Origin of the sequence: Tenacibaculum geojense (genome assembly GCF_042676005.1) — a bacterium.
In the GTDB taxonomy this organism is placed as follows: Bacteria; Bacteroidota; Bacteroidia; order Flavobacteriales; family Flavobacteriaceae; genus Polaribacter; species Polaribacter geojense.
Genome location: NZ_JBHTJR010000042.1, coordinates 14,334 through 31,428, shown reverse-complemented (window position 1 = coordinate 31,428; position 17,095 = coordinate 14,334). Strand labels below are relative to the sequence as shown.

The 17,095-nt window shown below is 30.1% G+C and carries 21 protein-coding genes; 9 read left to right on the top strand and 12 right to left on the bottom strand.

All coding sequences use genetic code 11. The features are described 5' to 3' along the window. Positions 1-4: 4 nt before the first annotated feature. From hisS to nadC, 4 genes are all read right to left on the bottom strand, one after another. The gene (gene hisS, locus ACFQ1U_RS07080) at positions 5-1,369 is read right to left on the bottom strand and encodes a histidine--tRNA ligase (RefSeq protein ID WP_386106760.1); all 1,365 of its coding nucleotides are present in this window, start codon (positions 1,367-1,369) and stop codon (positions 5-7) included. Between the two features lie 128 nt (positions 1,370-1,497). After that, the gene (locus ACFQ1U_RS07075) at positions 1,498-2,418 is read right to left on the bottom strand and encodes a YihY/virulence factor BrkB family protein (protein ID WP_386106758.1); all 921 of its coding nucleotides are present in this window, start codon (positions 2,416-2,418) and stop codon (positions 1,498-1,500) included. Positions 2,419-2,422: 4 nt separating this feature from the next. Then, complete coding sequence (locus ACFQ1U_RS07070) at positions 2,423-2,995, bottom strand: pentapeptide repeat-containing protein (protein ID WP_386106756.1); 573 nt, start codon at positions 2,993-2,995, stop codon at positions 2,423-2,425. Then, on the bottom strand, positions 2,995-3,855 hold the full coding sequence (nadC, locus tag ACFQ1U_RS07065; RefSeq protein WP_386106754.1) for a carboxylating nicotinate-nucleotide diphosphorylase: 861 nt from the start codon (positions 3,853-3,855) through the stop codon (positions 2,995-2,997). The genes ACFQ1U_RS07070 and nadC overlap by 1 nt, the downstream gene beginning before the upstream one ends. 132 nt (positions 3,856-3,987) lie before the next feature. On the opposite strand from nadC, the gene rlmH reads away from it, so the two are divergent. Then, the gene (gene rlmH / locus ACFQ1U_RS07060) at positions 3,988-4,461 is read left to right on the top strand and encodes a 23S rRNA (pseudouridine(1915)-N(3))-methyltransferase RlmH (protein ID WP_386106752.1); all 474 of its coding nucleotides are present in this window, start codon (positions 3,988-3,990) and stop codon (positions 4,459-4,461) included. Here rlmH and ACFQ1U_RS07055 read toward each other — a convergent pair. Beyond that, positions 4,452-5,234 (bottom strand): helix-turn-helix domain-containing protein, encoded by a 783-nt coding sequence (locus tag ACFQ1U_RS07055; protein ID WP_386106750.1) that lies wholly within the window; start codon positions 5,232-5,234, stop codon positions 4,452-4,454. The two genes, rlmH and ACFQ1U_RS07055, sit on opposite strands and share 10 nt — an antisense overlap. Before the next feature lie 202 nt (positions 5,235-5,436). Here ACFQ1U_RS07055 and ACFQ1U_RS07050 point away from each other — a divergent pair, with 202 nt between their 5' ends. From ACFQ1U_RS07050 to ACFQ1U_RS07035, 4 genes are all read left to right on the top strand, one after another. Continuing rightward, on the top strand, positions 5,437-6,018 hold the full coding sequence (locus tag ACFQ1U_RS07050) for a non-canonical purine NTP diphosphatase (protein WP_386106748.1): 582 nt from the start codon (positions 5,437-5,439) through the stop codon (positions 6,016-6,018). 34 nt (positions 6,019-6,052) lie between these two features. Continuing rightward, positions 6,053-7,087 carry a FecCD family ABC transporter permease gene (locus ACFQ1U_RS07045; protein ID WP_386106746.1) on the top strand — a complete coding sequence of 345 codons (1,035 nt, stop codon included), beginning with the start codon at positions 6,053-6,055 and terminating at the stop codon, positions 7,085-7,087. Continuing rightward, complete coding sequence (locus tag ACFQ1U_RS07040; RefSeq protein ID WP_386106744.1) at positions 7,088-7,885, top strand: ABC transporter ATP-binding protein; 798 nt, start codon at positions 7,088-7,090, stop codon at positions 7,883-7,885. Between the two features lie 61 nt (positions 7,886-7,946). Beyond that, the gene (locus tag ACFQ1U_RS07035) at positions 7,947-8,993 is read left to right on the top strand and encodes a M28 family metallopeptidase (protein WP_386106742.1); all 1,047 of its coding nucleotides are present in this window, start codon (positions 7,947-7,949) and stop codon (positions 8,991-8,993) included. A 38-nt stretch (positions 8,994-9,031) separates the two neighbouring features. Here the strand turns inward: ACFQ1U_RS07035 and ACFQ1U_RS07030 are convergent, their stop codons facing one another. Next, a complete protein-coding gene (locus ACFQ1U_RS07030) occupies positions 9,032-9,319 on the bottom strand; it encodes a winged helix-turn-helix transcriptional regulator (protein ID WP_386106829.1) in 288 nt (95 codons plus the stop codon). Positions 9,320-9,410: 91 nt separating this feature from the next. On the opposite strand from ACFQ1U_RS07030, the gene ACFQ1U_RS07025 reads away from it, so the two are divergent. Both ACFQ1U_RS07025 and ACFQ1U_RS07020 read left to right on the top strand, forming a co-directional pair. Beyond that, positions 9,411-9,923, top strand: coding sequence for a lactoylglutathione lyase family protein (locus ACFQ1U_RS07025; RefSeq protein WP_386106740.1), 513 nt, complete (start codon positions 9,411-9,413; stop codon positions 9,921-9,923). Positions 9,924-9,983: 60 nt separating this feature from the next. Continuing rightward, entirely contained in the window at positions 9,984-10,343 is a 360-nt protein-coding gene (locus ACFQ1U_RS07020) for a DUF1304 domain-containing protein (protein WP_386106738.1), read from the top strand. A 5-nt stretch (positions 10,344-10,348) separates the two neighbouring features. Here the strand turns inward: ACFQ1U_RS07020 and ACFQ1U_RS07015 are convergent, their stop codons facing one another. Both ACFQ1U_RS07015 and holA read right to left on the bottom strand, forming a co-directional pair. Beyond that, the gene (locus ACFQ1U_RS07015) at positions 10,349-10,807 is read right to left on the bottom strand and encodes a DUF1569 domain-containing protein (protein WP_386106736.1); all 459 of its coding nucleotides are present in this window, start codon (positions 10,805-10,807) and stop codon (positions 10,349-10,351) included. Positions 10,808-10,817: 10 nt separating this feature from the next. Next, positions 10,818-11,819 carry a DNA polymerase III subunit delta gene (gene holA / locus ACFQ1U_RS07010; protein WP_386106734.1) on the bottom strand — a complete coding sequence of 334 codons (1,002 nt, stop codon included), beginning with the start codon at positions 11,817-11,819 and terminating at the stop codon, positions 10,818-10,820. Positions 11,820-11,904: 85 nt separating this feature from the next. Here holA and ACFQ1U_RS07005 point away from each other — a divergent pair, with 85 nt between their 5' ends. Next, positions 11,905-12,351: a type I restriction enzyme HsdR N-terminal domain-containing protein gene (locus ACFQ1U_RS07005; RefSeq protein WP_386106732.1), complete on the top strand. Its 447-nt coding sequence runs from the start codon at positions 11,905-11,907 to the stop codon at positions 12,349-12,351. Positions 12,352-12,398: 47 nt separating this feature from the next. Then, on the top strand, positions 12,399-13,397 hold the full coding sequence (locus ACFQ1U_RS07000; protein ID WP_386106730.1) for a glycosyltransferase family 2 protein: 999 nt from the start codon (positions 12,399-12,401) through the stop codon (positions 13,395-13,397). Here the strand turns inward: ACFQ1U_RS07000 and ACFQ1U_RS06995 are convergent. The 4 genes from ACFQ1U_RS06995 to ACFQ1U_RS06980 form a co-directional block, all read right to left on the bottom strand. Then, positions 13,389-14,048, bottom strand: a complete 660-nt coding sequence (locus ACFQ1U_RS06995; protein ID WP_386106728.1) for a hypothetical protein — start codon at positions 14,046-14,048, stop codon at positions 13,389-13,391. The genes ACFQ1U_RS07000 and ACFQ1U_RS06995 overlap by 9 nt on opposite strands. A gap of 4 nt (positions 14,049-14,052) precedes the next feature. Then, positions 14,053-14,673, bottom strand: coding sequence for an L-threonylcarbamoyladenylate synthase (locus ACFQ1U_RS06990; RefSeq protein WP_386106726.1), 621 nt, complete (start codon positions 14,671-14,673; stop codon positions 14,053-14,055). A 93-nt stretch (positions 14,674-14,766) separates the two neighbouring features. After that, complete coding sequence (locus ACFQ1U_RS06985) at positions 14,767-15,462, bottom strand: response regulator transcription factor (protein WP_386106827.1); 696 nt, start codon at positions 15,460-15,462, stop codon at positions 14,767-14,769. A gap of 15 nt (positions 15,463-15,477) precedes the next feature. Then, positions 15,478-17,046, bottom strand: coding sequence for a sensor histidine kinase (locus ACFQ1U_RS06980; RefSeq protein WP_386106724.1), 1,569 nt, complete (start codon positions 17,044-17,046; stop codon positions 15,478-15,480). Positions 17,047-17,095 lie beyond the last annotated feature (49 nt).

Genomic DNA, 17,095 nt, shown 5'->3' with positions numbered 1-17,095 from the left:
TGATTTAATCTATAAAATTAATTATTTCGTTAATTGTCAGTAATTTTTGATCTCCAGAATTGCTATTTTTTATGTTGAACTTCTCTCCTTCAACATCTGTTACAACATATTCTATTGCTCTTTTATCTACATATTTCCATTGCTTTTTTTGTTGATTATTGCTTGTGGCAACATCCGGATACAACTCGGCTTTAATCCCGTTTGACCTCAACTCTGCAATGGCTTTTACTTTTTGTAAACCTTCATTTTCATTAAAGTTTAAAAACAATACTTTTGGTTTTGGCAAGCTAACATCATTAAACAATCCTAACTCTTCCATTACTAAGTATATTCTATCTAATCCAAAAGATATACCAACTCCACTTACATCTTTTAAACCAAAAATACCAGTTAAGTCATCATATCTTCCTCCTCCTCCAATAGATCCCATTTTTACTCCTTCTGGAGCAGCAACTTCAAAAATAGCTCCGGTGTAATAATTCAATCCACGTGCTAATGTTACATCTAATGTTAAAGTTGCTGACTGCAATCCTAAAGAAGTTATAGAATCTGTTACAAAACGTAACTCTTCTACTCCCTTAGTTCCTTCTTCAGATGTTGCTAACATTTCTGCTAACGCATTTAACTTATCAATATTTGTGCCTGAAAAATTAAATAAAGGATCTACTTTTTCGATAGCGCTTTCAGTTATACCTTTTTCAAGCATTTCTTTTACCACACCTTCTTTTCCAATCTTATCTAATTTGTCTAAGGCAACTGTAAAATCTATTAATTTATCTTTCGCTCCAATTACCTCAGCAATTCCCGATAAGATTTTTCTGTTATTAATTTTTATGGTCGTACCTGTTAAACCTAACTTACTAAATACGGTATCATATAATTGAACAAATTCTACTTCTTGCCATAAAGAACCGCTTCCTACAACATCTGCATCACATTGGTAAAATTCTCTAAAACGACCTTTTTGTGGGCGATCTGCTCTCCAAACTGGTTGAATTTGATATCTTTTAAATGGAAAAGTAATTTCATTTTGGTGTTGCACCACATAACGGGCAAATGGCACTGTTAAGTCGTAACGCAACGCCTTTTCTGAGATTTTAGGAGTAACTTTATTACTTTCTTTTGCGCTAAGTAACGTATCATCAACCTTCTTTAAATAATCTCCAGAGTTTAATATTTTAAAAATCAAACGATCTCCTTCTTCTCCATACTTTCCCATTAAGGTAGATGAATTTTCAAAACTTGGAGTTTCTATAGGCTGAAATCCAAATAACTCAAAAGCCTTTTTTATGATACTAAAAATATGGTTTCTTCTGGTTACTTCGGTTGATGAAAAATCTCTGGTTCCTTTTGGAATACTTGGTTTCATTGAATTGATTTATGCTAGTTTACACCCTTGTGGTAAACAAATATTAAACAACTGATTATTGGCTTTTGTAATAACTACCTATGTAGGAATGACAAAATTGGGTGCAAATATCTGAATTTATTAGCGGATTACGAAGTTTTATTTCTATGTTTTAATCGGTACAAAGATGCGTTTAATTCAAAACCAAGTAATAGTATAATAGCATTTAACCAAACAAATAGCATTAAAATTAATAAGGTACCAATAGATCCGTATAATTCATTGTATTTTGAAAACTCAACCACATAATATCCAAATAAATAAAAACTAAATAAAGATACTATGGTGGTTAAAATTGCTCCTGGTGAAAAGAAACGAACTTCCTTACCTTGTTTTGTACCATACCTAAACAAAAGAGAAACAATTGTAAAAATCATGAGTAAAAACAAAAAGCCTCTTCCCCAATAAAATAAATTGAGTCCGCTTGTTTCTAACCAGCCTATTTTTGTTAGTGCTATTTGGTAAAAAATAATGAGCGTAACAGTTATTATTAAAAAGAAAACCATTAATAATGAAACTCCTAACGAAATTAAATAAGATTTAAACACGTTTCTAAATTCATCTACATGAATTGAATACTCAAAACCACCAAATATGGCATTCACGCCATTTGTCATTAAAAAGATAGAGGCTAAAAAACCAAATGATAATAATCCTCCATACTGATTGTTTAAAATATCTTTAATAACACCATCTACAGCATCAAATGTTTTGGGCGGTAAAATTTCACTAATTAACGAGAATAATCCATTTTGAAAACCATCTATAGGAATGTAGGGTAACAATGTTAATATGAATAATAAAAACGGAAAAATAGCCATAAAAAAACTAAACGCAATTCCACCAGCACGTGTTGTTAATGCTCCTTTAACAATACCTAGCCCATACAATTCTAACAAATCATAAAAAGACATTCCTTCTAAACCTGGTATTTTAATTTGTTTACCAAGTTGAACAAACCAGTTGACTACTGGTATTTTTTTTAAGTTGTCTTCTATTTGTTTTGTCATGTTACTATTCTACAAGCTTAATTTGGTAATTGAGCAGTAAACCTTCTATGTGTTGTTTACTGAATATGGCTGATTTTAATTTGTTTTTATCTGGCTGAATATTGTAATTGTAAGCTGTTGATAAATTCGCTTTTTCTAAAATAGTATTTTCGAAAACAGCTTTTTGCAAATTACAATTTTCAAATACGGCACTAGTTAAGTTTGCTTCTGAAAAATCCGCAGATTCTAAGTTACAATCTTTAAAATTTGTAAAAGGTATTTTTAAGTTATAAAATGATGCAAAACTTAACTGACAGTTGTTAAATTGAAAACTTAATAAAAAAGTGGCACACTCATGAAACTTTACCCCTATCATTTTACAATTTTTAAATACTGCGTCTTTAAATGAGGTATTAGTAACAATGGTATTGCTAAAATTACAATTGATAAACTCACATTCTAAAAACTGAATATTAGACGCATGTATTTGCTCAAAGTTACAATTGATAAAAACACAATTATCATACTCTCCTTTTGCAATCTTAGTTTGCGTAAAATCTACTTTTTTAAAAGTTTGTTCATCAAAAAAATCATTCATTAATCAACTGCTTTTAGACTTAAATCCATGTTATATACCGAATGTGTTAAAGCACCAGATGAAATGAAATCAACCCCACATTCTGCATATTTTCGAATAGTTTTTTCATTAATACCACCAGAACTTTCTGTTAAACATGTATTACCTATTAAGGCTACAGCTTTTCGTGTATCTTCATAATTAAAGTTATCTATTAAAATACGATATACTCCTTCATTTTTTAAGATTTCTTCAATTTCTTGTAAATTTCTTGCTTCTACAATAATTTTAATATCTAATTCCTTTTCTGTAAGATATGCTTTTGTTTTATTGATAGCTTGCGTAATTCCACCTGCAAAATCAATATGGTTATCTTTAATCATTACCATATCATACAGTGCAAACCTATGGTTTACTCCACCTCCTATTTTAACAGCCCATTTTTCAAGAGCTCTAATACCTGGTGTTGTTTTTCTTGTATCTAAAACTTTGGTTCCTGTTCCTTCTAATAAATCTACAAAAAAACGGGTTTTGGTAGCTATTGCGCTCATGCGTTGCATAGCGTTTAACACCAACCTTTCAGCTTGTAAAATTGATTGTGATTTACCGGTTACATAGAAAACAATATCTCCAAACTTTACTTGTTCACCATCATTAATTAAAGTTTCAACTGTTAAGGCCGGATCAACATAACTAAAAACCATTTTAGCAAATTCTACACCTGCAATTATACCTTCATCTTTTACTAATAATTTAGCTTTTCCTGAAGCATCAGCAGGAATACAAGATAAAGAAGTATGATCTCCATCTCCTATATCTTCTCTAATTGCGTTACTTATTATTAAATCTAACTCTGTATTAAATTGCTCTTTTGAAATCATAGTTTTGTTATTGTTGATGTAAAAATACTAATAGATTTTTGTTCTGTAGAATTAAATTTTAAAACAATAAATTTGTTGCATTAAATTTTTCTTTTTTCTTAACCTCAAAATTTAAAAATCATTTCTTAGCTCATGAAAATAAAACTTTTAGCTATTGGTAAAACAGATGATAAAAATTTAAGTAAATTAATTGATGTATATCAAAATAGACTTAAACACTACGTTAAATTTGAAATTGAGGTGATTCCTGATATCAAGAATGCTAAAAACCTATCAGAAGATCAACAGAAAGAAAAAGAAGGAGAGCTAATTTTAAATAAACTACAACCTACAGATCAATTAGTTTTATTAGACGATAAAGGTAAACAATTTACCTCTATGGAATTTTCTAAGTATTTACAGAAAAAAATGAACGCTGGTTTAAAACAATTGGTATTAGTTATTGGTGGACCTTACGGGTTTTCTGAAGCTGTATACAACAAAGCGCAAGGAAAAATATCACTTTCTAAAATGACATTTTCCCACCAAATGATACGCTTATTTGTTGTAGAGCAAATTTATCGAGGTTTTACTATTCTAAGAAACGAGCCTTATCATCATGAATAAAGTTCTTTTTTTAATTTTTGATACACCATAAATACTACTATAATTTCTAATAAAATAGTTGGTATTAAAAAAAACATTGCTACTGGCGCACCAACTACAGTTGTAAAAAACACGCCTGTTAATATTTCTAAAACTGCTAATGCTATAACAACACCTGCAAATTGTTTTTGCAAACTCAATAAACTTATCCCAAACAATACCTGAAGCACACCAAATACTATTGATTTTAATACCAAACTTACAGAGGTAATCTCATAACTATAGTTGGTATCAAATACATCATACAAACAGCTTAGAATAAAAATTACGATAAAAAGATAACTTGATATAGTTATAAATCGTTTATTAAACACCTTCCCAATTTCAGCAAATCCTATAAATAAGATAGAAAAAGACAATGCTGTTATAATTTTCACCACAACATAAATTGGTTTACTTATAAAATCAGTTTCACCAATCATTAAATTATAATCTGCAATTACTTCTACAAAACCAATAATAAAATATATAACCCCAACTATCCAAGCTGCCTGTAAAATTGTTAGTTGCTTTTTTGATATTTCTACAACATTGTCTAGTGTTATTGTCTCTAACTTTTCATCTAATGCTGCTAAAATTGTTTTTATGGTAAAACTTCTTGGAGTTACTTCACCTGATTCTATTCGCTGAATGGTTCGTACACTAACATTACACTTCTCCACTAACTCTTCTTGAGTTAACCCTTTTTGTTTTCTTAATTCGGAAATTCTTTTCCCTAATGCTGGTTGTTTCATAATAAATATATTTTCGATTTCCATGCAATGTTAATTTAGCTTGATTGATGTATAAAATTTTAAGATTGATTTTAGCCCGACATTTACCCGACACACTAGTATTTACAAAGGGTTTCAACAAAAATAATAGTTTACGTATTTACAATTTAAATATCTAAAAAATTTTAAAATACTTACATTTGTTACCCTAAACATACTTAAAATGAAATTAGTTTTTGCCACCAACAACTTAAATAAACTTGCTGAAGTTCAAAAAATGCTTCCCAAAAATATTGAACTACTATCTTTAAAAGATATTAATTGTTTTGATGAAGTTGATGAAACTGCAACTACTTTAGAAGGAAATGCAAAACTAAAAGCGAATCATATTACTCAAAATTTTGGTTTTAATTGTTTTGCTGATGACACAGGATTAGAAGTTGATGCGTTAAATGGAGAACCTGGGGTTTATTCAGCCAGATATGCAGGTGAACCGGCTAATGCAGAAAACAATATGCAAAAACTATTACATGCATTAACAAACAAAGAGCAAAGATTAGCACAGTTCCGAACTGCTATTTGCTTAAACATTGATGGTAAACAATTTATTTTTGATGGAGTTTGTAAAGGTGAAATTTTGAAAAATAAACAAGGTGAAAAAGGGTTTGGTTATGACCCTATTTTTAAACCTGAAGGGTATGCTGTTTCATTTGCCGAAATGAGTTCAAGTCAAAAAAACGAAATAAGCCACAGAGGTTTAGCAATTAAAAAACTAATCAATTTTTTAAATGAATATAAATTGTAGCTTTGTTTCACTATTAAAGTGTACCAAACTTTAAATGAAAGAACTACAAACATCATATAAAAAACCTTTTTTAATACTAGCAGTTTTACTGATAATTTTTACGTTAGCAAATATTAGTTTAGGATCTGTACGTATTCCTATTTCTGATATTTTAACCATTTTGTCAGGAGGAAAAGCTGTAAAAATTAGTTGGGAAACCATTATTTTAAATTATCGGTTACCTAAAGCAATTACCGCTATTTTAGTTGGGTCTGGATTATCCGTAAGTGGTTTATTAATGCAAACACTTTTTAGAAATCCGCTTGCCGGACCATTTGTTCTTGGAATTTCCTCGGGTGCAAGCTTAGGTGTAGCTTTACTATTATTGGGCTCAGGGTTTTTAGGTGGTTTTATTGGAATGCTTCATCTTGAAAATTGGGCTATTGCAATTGCCGCTAGTATAGGTTCATTTTTAGTATTATCTGCAGTAATTATAACAGCTAACAGGGTACGTAATACCATGTCTATTTTAATAATTGGTTTGATGTTTGGCTCATTAACTTCTGCAATAATTAGTGTATTATCATATTTTAGCTCTTCAGAACAAATTAAACAATATGTTTTTTGGAGCTTTGGTAGTGTTGGAAATTTAACTTGGAATGAAATACTAATATTTTCTAGTATTTATTGTATTGGTATGCTAATTACATTTACTATTATAAAACCTTTAAACAGTTTTTTACTGGGAGAAAATTATGCTAAAAGCCTTGGTATTGATATTAAAAGAACAAGAATTTTAGTTTTATTAGTAACTAGTTTATTAACCGGGGTTATTACCGCATTTGCTGGCCCAATAGCTTTTGTTGGATTGGCTGTACCCCACGTTATAAAACTTATTTTTACAACGGCAAGCCATAAAATTTTATTACCAGCAACTGCTATTTTAGGCGCAATTGTTTTATTAATTTGCGATACTATTGCACAGCTACCAACCAGTGAATTTACATTACCTATAAATGCTATTACTTCATTATTTGGCGCACCTATAGTGATCTGGTTACTAGTTAGAAAGAAAAAAATTTACGTATAATTGACCTTCAAAAAATCAAATATTGTATTAGAAACAGCTAAACTAGCTGTTGGATATTTTCATAAAAAAGAGAAAAATATTGTTGCTAACAATATTAATATTGCAATTGAAAAAGGAAAATTAATTGCCGTATTAGGTAAAAACGGCATAGGTAAATCTACATTATTAAGAACTATTAGTAAAGTTCAAAAACCTATTGAAGGTTCTATAAAGATAAACCAGAAATTACTCGCAGATTATTCTCCTCAAGAGCTTGCCACAAAACTAAGTTTGGTTTTAACAGAAAGGTTACCCGCTAGTCAGCTTACTGTTTTTGAACTAGTAGCCTTAGGAAGACAACCCTACACTAACTGGATAGATAGATTATCTTCTGATGATATTGAAAAAATAAATTGGGCCATATCCCTTACAGAAATTGACCACCTTCAACATAGAAGATTTTACGAATTAAGTGACGGACAATTACAACGTGTTTTAATTGCCAGAGCCTTAGCTCAAGACACGGAAATCATTTTGCTAGATGAACCCACCGCTCATCTTGATATCCATCATACCTTTAAAGTGTTTTCTATCTTAAAAAACTTAGTTAAAACCACTCAAAAAACAATTATAATTTCAACCCACCAAGTTAATTTAGCATTACAGTTAGCAGATGATTTTGTGTTACTGTCAGACAAACAGGTTTTTACAGGCAACGCTAACGACTTAATTGATCAAGACGCATTTAATACACTATTTCCTAAAGATCTTATAAGTTTTAACAAAAATTTACAACAGTTCGTCATCAACAAAAATTAAATTTGGTTGCTTGTAACATTTCGTTACTTTTGATAACTAATACAACAAATCGAATATTTTCATGAAAAAAATTTTATACACTGCTGGTGTTATCGCTCTAGCTTCTTGTGCTAGTGGAAAAGATACTACCACTACAAAAAGTGCATCAGCCACTACTAACAATACTGATGCTGCTGTAGCATATGCAGAAACTATTACTGCAAAAGATTTAGGTAAACATTTATTTATTTACGCTTCTGATGAATTTGAAGGTAGAGATACGGGTGAACCAGGGCAAAAAAAGGCTGTTGAATATTTAAAAAACTTTTACAAAAGCCAAAATATTCCTTCTCCTTTAGGTGGCGATGATTATTTTCAAGAAGTACCTTCTGAATACTTAAGCAACAACCGAAGAGGAATGAAGTTAAAAGATTCTGAAAATGTAGTTGCATTTATTAAAGGAACTGAAAAACCTGATGAAATAGTTGTTATTTCTGCTCACTTAGATCACGAAGGAGTAAAAAATGGCAAAATTTATAATGGTGCAGATGATGATGGATCTGGAACAGTTGCAATTTTAGAAATTGCTGAAGCTTTTAAAAAAGCTGCAGACGCTGGTAAAGGTCCTAAAAGATCAATCTTATTTTTACACGTTACTGGTGAAGAAAAAGGATTATTAGGATCTAAATATTATACAGAAAACCCAATTTTTCCTTTAGCTAATACTGTCACAAACCTTAATATTGATATGGTAGGTAGAATAGATGACAGACATAAAGATGATCCTAATTATGTATACCTAATAGGTTCTGATAAATTAAGTACTGAGTTACACGAATTATCTGAAAAAGTTAATAATAAGTACATGAATATTAACTTAGATTATAAGTATAATGATGAAAATGATCCAAATCGTTTTTACTACCGTTCAGATCATTACAACTTTGCAAAACATAACATTCCTATTATATTTTACTTTAACGGAACACATGCAGATTATCATCAACCAACCGATACGCCTGATAAAATTAACTATGAGTTGTTAGAAAACAGAGCTCGTTTAGTATTTTACACTGCATGGGAGGTTGCTAATAGAGAAAATCGTTTAATAGTTGATAAAGCTAAATAAATTGATTTTACTAAAAAATAGAAAAAGACTCGTTATTATTACACGAGTCTTTTTTTATTTAAATCCTTTGCTCCCCATACATCTAAACTCTGTAAAATTTCTTGTAAACTAATTCCTCTTTCTGTTAAACCATACTCAACCTTAGGAGGAACAACAGGATAAACTTTTCTAAAAATCAGCCCATCTTTTTCCAATTCTCTTACTGTTTGGGTGAACATTTTATTTGAAATTTCAGGAACTTTTTTTTGTAATATCCCAGATCTTTGTGGCCCATCTAATAAATGGAATAATACTAATGGCTTCCATTTAGTTCCTATTAAGTTCATTGTATAATGTAGCGGACAATCTTCTATTTTACTCAAAATATTTTTGATTCTAAATACCTGAAATTATTAATCTTACAGTTTAAAATAATGAATGATGAATAATAACAATTATCCTAAATCATTCTCACATATTGGTATCACTGTTCCTGACATACATAAGGCTGTAAATTTTTACACTCAAGTAATGGGTTGGTACACTATTATGGAACCATCAACTATTAAAAAAGAAAAAGATACTGCAATAGGACAAATGTGTATTGATGTTTTTGGAGAAGATTGGTCTGAGTTTAAAATTGCTCACTTATCTACCTCTGACGGTATTGGTGTTGAGTTATTTAGCTTCTCTAACGAAATAAAAGAAGCTCCAGCGTTTAATCCGTTTAATACTGGTTTGTTTCATTTTTGCATACAAGATCCTAATATTGAAGAATTAGTTGCTAAAATTGTTGACAATGGAGGTAAACAACGTATGCCTATAAGAGAATACTACCCCAATGACAAACCTTATAAAATGTGTTATGTAGAAGATCCTTTTGGAATTGTGTTTGAGGTATATACCCATAGTTATGAGCTAACATATTCTTCTGGCGCCTACAATAAATAAGTATAAAATCATTTATTTTTTATAAATTCAACATTTCAAACCATAAAACACAAAAAAACTATGCAACTAATAATATCTGTTTTAATAGGAGTTATAGCTCTTTTTCACTTGTATATTTTATGGTTTGAAATGTTTGCCTGGGAAACTCGCGGTAGAAAAGTATTTAGAAATTTCCCTAAAGAATTATTTCCAAAAACCAAAACCATGGCTGCTAACCAAGGGTTATATAATGGCTTTTTAGCTGCTGGTTTATTGTGGACTTTTTTAATTACCGACACTACTTGGAAAACAAATATTTCTTATTTCTTTTTAGGTTGCGTAGCTGTTGCTGGTATTTTTGGAGCTTTTACAGCTAGTAAAAAAATATTTTATGTACAGGCTTTACCTGCTTTAATAACGATCTTTTTACTTTCTATCTAAGATTCTTACACTCCAAATTGCCTTAAATGATGGTCCATATGTTTATAAAACATCGTATTCCATTCTTTTGATGATAATTTACCAAATGAGTGAGATTCTTTATTCTCAAAAAAATCGGCACCTAACTCTTGAGTCTTTCTGATATAACTTATCAAACGTTGTTTTTCTTTTTCAAAATCACGCTCATTCACTATTAGAAATTGAGGAGCTGTTCTTCCGTTTTTAGAGAATGGTTTATCAGAAACTACTGCTTTTTTAGCCACTAACTTAATAATAAACTTAACAAAAGGATTAGGTTTTGGATGCATGTCTGTATAAACCATTTCATAAGCAACACTACAATGAGCTAACATTTGAGATACATTCATAGTTCCCCATTGCGGAGTTGTTGTAGGTTGTAATGATAAAATTCTAGCTATTATCTGATCTGTTACTTCTAAAGAAAAAATATTTTTAATTTTCATAAACAAAGTTCTAGTGTAAAATTTTAAACAATAATTCTTTTAAAATATCATGCGGAGTTTGGTTAGCTCCAACACCTTTACTTTTTACATCTGCATCTCTCAATAAAGCAATAATCATGCTCACCTTTCGCATAGGATAATTTTTAGCAGCGTTATAATAATCATCAACAAAATAAGGGTTTACTCCTAGGTTTTTGGCTACAGATCCTTTAGACTTATCTTTTAGACCATGAAACAGCAATAATTGAGTAAAAAAACTATTTAGTAATGAAATAGTCATCACAATTGGATTCCCTTTTGGATTTTGTGCAAAGTAATTTATAATTTGATTGGCTTTCACCACATTTCTCTCTCCTACCGCCTTACGTAACTCAAAATTATTAAAGTCTTTAGATATACCTATATTTTCCTCAATATGCGTAGGCGTTATAATTGTTTGTGCTGGTAAAACCGCAGTTAATTTATCTAACTCATTACTTATTTTACTTAAATCTGTACCTAAAAACTCAACTAACATTTGCGCAGCCTTGGGCTCTATAGTATACTTTTTACCTCGCAAAACTTTTACAATCCAGTCTGGAACTTGATTTTCATATAACTTTTTACTCTGAAAAATCAATCCATTTTTTGCAATTGCTTTATATGTTTTTTTACGCTTATCTAAGCTTTTATATTTATAGTTAAATACTAAAATTGTTGAAGGCTGAGGATTGTTAGCATATGCCTCTAATTTATCAATAGACCTACTTAAATCTTGTGCTTCTTTTACAATAATAACCTGATGTTCAGCCATCATAGGAAATCGCTTAGCAGCAGCCACTATTTCATCAATAGTAACGTCTCTTCCGTACATTACTACTTGGTTAAACCCTTTTTCAGACTCATCTAACACCGTATTTTCTATATAATCAGAAATTTTATCAATATAATAAGCCTCCTCACCCATCAAAAAATATATAGGTTTATAGTTTCCTTCTTTGATATCATTTACAATACTGACTACCTCATTCATAATTACTTTCCGAAAAAACGTTACAATAAATTATTTAAGCTTTCTAATACGTGAGAATAAATTGGTAAAATAGTACATTTGCTATATGCAACCATTAAATTTACCAACCTACCCTTTCAAGCTCAAAAGTAACGAAAAACATACGCTTATTTTTGATGAATTACGAAAAAAATACATGGTACTAACTCCAGAAGAATGGGTGCGACAACATTTTGTTCAGTATTTAATTCAACAAAAAAACTATCCTGCTTCTTTAATTGGTATTGAAAAGCAATTAACAGTAAATAACTTAAAAAAAAGAACTGACATTTTAATTTTTAACACCAATGGCAAACCCGATATTATTGTGGAATGCAAAGCTCCTCATATACCTATTACTCAAAATACTTTTGATCAAATTGCTAGGTATAACCTTAAACTAAACGCTTCTATATTGGTGGTTACAAACGGGCTTTCTCACTTTTTTTGCAAGCTAGATACTAAAAACGAAACTTATGTGTTTTTGAGAGAATTACCAGACTATAAAATTTAATAAATCTTTACATTTTTAAGTCATTTTATTAATGTAAGTTTGCGACCTTGAAAACAGCAATTGTCATATTAAATTGGAATGGTAAACAGCTATTAGAGCAGTTTTTACCCGCTATTGTTTCTTATAACCAAGAAAATGCAGACATATACGTAGCTGACAATGCTTCTACTGATGATTCGATTACTTACGTTCAAAAGTATTTTCCAACAGTTAAAATAGTTATAAACAAAGAAAATGGCGGCTACGCTAAAGGTTATAACGATGCTTTACAGCAAATTGAAGCTGATATTTATTGTCTTATAAATTCTGATATTGAAGTAACTAAAAATTGGTTAACACCCATTTTAAATGTATTTAGAGAAGAAGAAAATACAGCTATTATTCAACCTAAATTATTAGACTATAAAAACAAAAATAAGTTTGAATATGCAGGTGCAGGTGGTGGTTTTGTAGATTTTTTTGGATACCCATATTGTAGAGGACGTGTTTTTAATAGTTTAGAAACTGATAACGGACAGTTTAATGATATTACTGAAATTTTTTGGGCTTCTGGAGCTTGTTTTTTTATTAGATCTGATGTTTTTCATAAACTTAAAGGATTTGATGAAGATTATTTTGCACATCAAGAAGAAATAGACTTATGTTGGAGAACTCAAAATGAAGGATATACCATAAAATATGTTGGTGCTTCAACTGTTTATCATGTAGGTGGTGCGACTCTGCAAGAAAGCAATCCACATAAAACATATTTAAACTTTAGAAATAGTTTATTTACTGTTTTGAAAAACGTTCCGAAACAGTATATTTTTCAAACAATTTTTGCCCGTTTAGTTCTTGATGGTATTGCTGGTATTAAATTCGCTTTTGAATTAAGACCTGTTCATACTTTATCTATCTTAAAAGCTCATGCTAGTTTTTATAAAAACTTACGTAAGTTTATAAAAAAACGTAGGCAATTACAACGTAAATCAGACTATAATATACACACCTCTATTGTGTGGCAATATTTTTTACTAGGAAGAAAAAAGTTTAAACAACTACGTTAAGCTCTCAGCATCTTTGTAAATATATTGGAGGAGAAAAAAAACAGCTATTCCACCAAACGTATGCCATAACCAATGCGTTCCCATTGGTAAAATTTGTACTGTATTATCTAGTGTTCTAAACGTAATAGCTACTCCAAAAATTAAAACTCCTGTAAAAATAAGATGAACCCTTTTCCAATTAGTTTTGTAAGCATACCAGATAAAAGGAGTTAGTACATTTATTGCTGTTACAACATAACCAAAAGAAATTTTATAAGCCTTATTTAAAGGTAACATTCTAGGTAAAATTGTAAACAATACAAATAATAAAATCAAAAGTATCCTTTTGCTCCATTGGGTTTGAAGCTTAAAAATAAAGTAGACTATGGCTCCAAAACATACTAACATTATAGGAACCCAATCTAAAAACAACCAAAATTGATGACTTCTTGTTCCATGAAACATCGTTCCACCTATCCAGCTTATAAATATTGTAGGAATAGCAAATAGAAAAAAGAGATGTTTTTTGGGGTTTTGCCTAATTTTAAAAACAAAGTATATTAAGAGAACTATAAAAATTAGATTACTAAACGTATTAAACGGCTCTACAGGTAACCTACCTGCTACAGTTTCTTGGTAAATTGGACCGCTATCATTCAGAAAATTTTGCAACAGTTTAAAGAACAGCAACATCACCTTTTCCTTCTCTTATAATTTCTGGTTCATCAGTGGTTAAATCTATAATTGTTGATGGAATGTTATCACCATAGCCTCCATCTACTACTACATCCACAATATTCTGCCATTTTTCAAAAATTAATTCAGGGTCTGTAGTGTATTCCAACACCTCATCTTCATCATGAATAGATGTTGAAACTATAGGGTTTCCTAACGATGCGACAATTGCCCTCGCAATGTTATTATTAGGAACTCTAATACCAACTGTTTTTTTCTTTTTAAAAGTTTTAGGTAATGAGTTACTTCCTGGTAAAATAAATGTATAAGCACCTGGTAGCGCTCTTTTTAAAATTTTATACGTTGGTGTATCTATTTGTTTTACATAGTCTGATAAATGACTTAAATCATTACAAACAAATGAGAAATTGGCTTTTTCTAACTTAACTCCTTTAATTTTTGCAATCTTTTCTAAGGCTTTTGTATTTGTAATATCACAACCTAAACCATATACGGTGTCTGTTGGATAAATTACCAAGCCTCCATTTCGCAATACCTTGACTACCTTATCAATTTCTTTTTGATTTGGATTTTCATCGTATATTTTAATAAATTGAGCCATATAGTGTTGCATTAAAAAGTTATATAAAAATAAAAACTTTCAACTTGATTCGCAAGATGAAAGTTTTTATAAAATTGTAGGTAATAAAACGTATTAGTTTTCTATTAAACGGAACCCTTCTCCGTGAATATTTAGTATTTCTACGGTTTCATCTGGTTTTAAATACTTACGTAGTTTAGCAATGTAAACATCCATACTTCTTGAAGTGAAATAATTATCATCTCTCCAAATTTTAGTTAGCGCTAACTCACGAGGCATTAAATCATTTTTATGAACCGCTAACATTCTAAGTAACTTACTTTCTTTAGGTGATAATTTAACTGGCTCATCTCCATTAAATGATAAATGGCGTAATTTAGAGTTAAAGTTAAATTTACCTATCGTAAACTCAAATTGATCTTCATCAATAGATTTTTCGGTTTCTTTACGTTGTAAAATCGCTTTGATTTTGTGTAATAAAACCTCAGAATCAAATGGTTTATTTAAATAATCATCTGCACCAACTTGATAGCCTTTTAAAACATCTTCCTTCATTGTTTTAGCGGTTAAAAATATAATTGGTACTTGTTTATTTGTTGTTCTAATGTCTTCTGCTAATGAAAAGCCATCTTTTCTTGGCATCATAACATCTAAAATACACAGATCATAATCTGAATTTTTAAACATAATTAAGCCTTCAATTCCGTCTTTAGCATGCGTTACATTGTAATCATTCAATGCTAAGTAATCTTTAAGTACGGTTCCGAAGTTAGGATCGTCTTCTACTAGGAGTATCTTTTTGCTTCCCATCATTCCCATATAATTTTATATTAGTGGTAGTTTTACTGTAAATGTGCTTCCTTTTCCTTTTTCACTTTCTACATAAACGGTTCCATGGTGATTGTCTATTATTTCTTTTACATAGGCTAAACCTAAACCATGTCCTTTTACATTGTGAATATTTCCTTTGTGTTCTCTATAAAATTTATCAAACACATATTTTTGAGCGTTTTTACTCATCCCAATACCTTCATCTTTAATTTTAACGATGAAGTATTTGTTGGTACTTTCTGAAAAAACATCAATTTTTGGTGCTTCTTCAGAATATTTTATGGCATTTTCTAACATATTTACTATTACATTGGTTAAATGGAAATTATTTCCTAAAACCTCCATAGATATTGCTTTAAAATGCGTTTTTATGGTTCCTTTTTTATCAGATACTATTAATTGAACGTGTTCTATTGCTTCTTCTATTACGTCGTGCATATCAACAGCTTCCTTACTAATATCTATCTGATTTTTTTCTAATTTAGATATTCGTAGTACGTTTTCTACCTGTCCGTGCATTCGTTTATTCTCATCACGAATCATTTGAACATAACGCAACACCTTATCTTCGTCTTTAATGATTTTCGGATTTTTAATAGCATCTAACGCAAGGTTTATAGTTGCAATTGGTGTTTTAAACTCATGCGTCATGTTATTAATAAAATCTGTTTTTATTTCAGATATTTTTTTCTGTCTTACCAATTGGTACAACGATGTTGAAAATGCAGCAATAATTATGCCTATAAATAATAACGATAGTAATAATATTTGTAATATACCTGATAATAGATTTTTTCGCTCATCCGGAAAAGACACATACAACTGGTATTTACTGTTTCCATCATCATCTTCTAATAATGGATAGTGATAATCCTCAGTAGGATTAATTTTAAAATATCCTGACTTTATAGGTGTTGCTAAACCTCCTTCATAAACACCAAACTTAAAATCTTGCTTAATATTACGTTTTAACAACTCATCTTTTAGTGTATTATTTAGCTCTCTGGCTGTTAAACGTTGATGAATTGGTGTAAATCGCTTACTTTCTGCAAATAAATCTTCCATTTGTTGCTGATTCCAACGAGGGTAAGATTTATAGGTAGTAAAGCTTGTTTCATCTGTAAAACCCGGAAAATCTTTATCGCCAGAGGTTATTACTTTTGAAAAGAAAACATCTTCTTTTCCTGAAAAACGTTTAATTACTACTGAGTCGTTATTAACAATATCTAAAGGAATTTTTAGATTCTCTTCTAAAATTGTTGCTCCAAATGTAAACTTGCGTTTGCTGGTAGTATCTATATGCTGAAATAAATAATTTTTTAATTCAGCAGAAGTTCTGTACTTGTAACTTTCAAAGAACTCTTTGTTGCGTCTTATAAACTCTGAATACTCTCTATCTTTTATTCTTTGAGAGGTTTGAGCCAATGCAACGGTTACGTCACTTTTAAATTGCAACTGTTTATTTTTAATTGATTCTTTAATCCAATAAACCTGAACCGATATGATTCCGATTAATGAAATACTCATCAACACCACTATAAGAATAAAAATTCTTTTGCCCATTAATCAAAAATAATTCAATAAAACTTAGCGCAATCTTCTTTTAACTTAG

Bases quoted from the DNA above. Each gene is read 5' to 3' on its own strand.
- hisS (WP_386106760.1), bottom strand. From the start codon at position 1,369: ATGAAACCAAGTATTCCAAAAGGAACCAGAGATTTTTCATCAACCGAA.
- ACFQ1U_RS07075 (WP_386106758.1), bottom strand. From the start codon at position 2,418: ATGACAAAACAAATAGAAGACAACTTAAAAAAAATACCAGTAGTCAAC.
- ACFQ1U_RS07070 (WP_386106756.1), bottom strand. From the start codon at position 2,995: ATGAATGATTTTTTTGATGAACAAACTTTTAAAAAAGTAGATTTTACG.
- nadC (WP_386106754.1), bottom strand. From the start codon at position 3,855: ATGATTTCAAAAGAGCAATTTAATACAGAGTTAGATTTAATAATAAGT.
- rlmH (WP_386106752.1), top strand. From the start codon at position 3,988: ATGAAAATAAAACTTTTAGCTATTGGTAAAACAGATGATAAAAATTTA.
- ACFQ1U_RS07055 (WP_386106750.1), bottom strand. From the start codon at position 5,234: ATGAAACAACCAGCATTAGGGAAAAGAATTTCCGAATTAAGAAAACAA.
- ACFQ1U_RS07050 (WP_386106748.1), top strand. From the start codon at position 5,437: ATGAAATTAGTTTTTGCCACCAACAACTTAAATAAACTTGCTGAAGTT.
- ACFQ1U_RS07045 (WP_386106746.1), top strand. From the start codon at position 6,053: ATGAAAGAACTACAAACATCATATAAAAAACCTTTTTTAATACTAGCA.
- ACFQ1U_RS07035 (WP_386106742.1), top strand. From the start codon at position 7,947: ATGAAAAAAATTTTATACACTGCTGGTGTTATCGCTCTAGCTTCTTGT.
- ACFQ1U_RS07030 (WP_386106829.1), bottom strand. From the start codon at position 9,319: ATGAACTTAATAGGAACTAAATGGAAGCCATTAGTATTATTCCATTTA.
- ACFQ1U_RS07025 (WP_386106740.1), top strand. From the start codon at position 9,411: ATGATGAATAATAACAATTATCCTAAATCATTCTCACATATTGGTATC.
- ACFQ1U_RS07020 (WP_386106738.1), top strand. From the start codon at position 9,984: ATGCAACTAATAATATCTGTTTTAATAGGAGTTATAGCTCTTTTTCAC.
- ACFQ1U_RS07015 (WP_386106736.1), bottom strand. From the start codon at position 10,807: ATGAAAATTAAAAATATTTTTTCTTTAGAAGTAACAGATCAGATAATA.
- holA (WP_386106734.1), bottom strand. From the start codon at position 11,819: ATGAATGAGGTAGTCAGTATTGTAAATGATATCAAAGAAGGAAACTAT.
- ACFQ1U_RS07005 (WP_386106732.1), top strand. From the start codon at position 11,905: ATGCAACCATTAAATTTACCAACCTACCCTTTCAAGCTCAAAAGTAAC.
- ACFQ1U_RS06990 (WP_386106726.1), bottom strand. From the start codon at position 14,673: ATGGCTCAATTTATTAAAATATACGATGAAAATCCAAATCAAAAAGAA.
- ACFQ1U_RS06985 (WP_386106827.1), bottom strand. From the start codon at position 15,462: ATGGGAAGCAAAAAGATACTCCTAGTAGAAGACGATCCTAACTTCGGA.
- ACFQ1U_RS06980 (WP_386106724.1), bottom strand. From the start codon at position 17,046: ATGGGCAAAAGAATTTTTATTCTTATAGTGGTGTTGATGAGTATTTCA.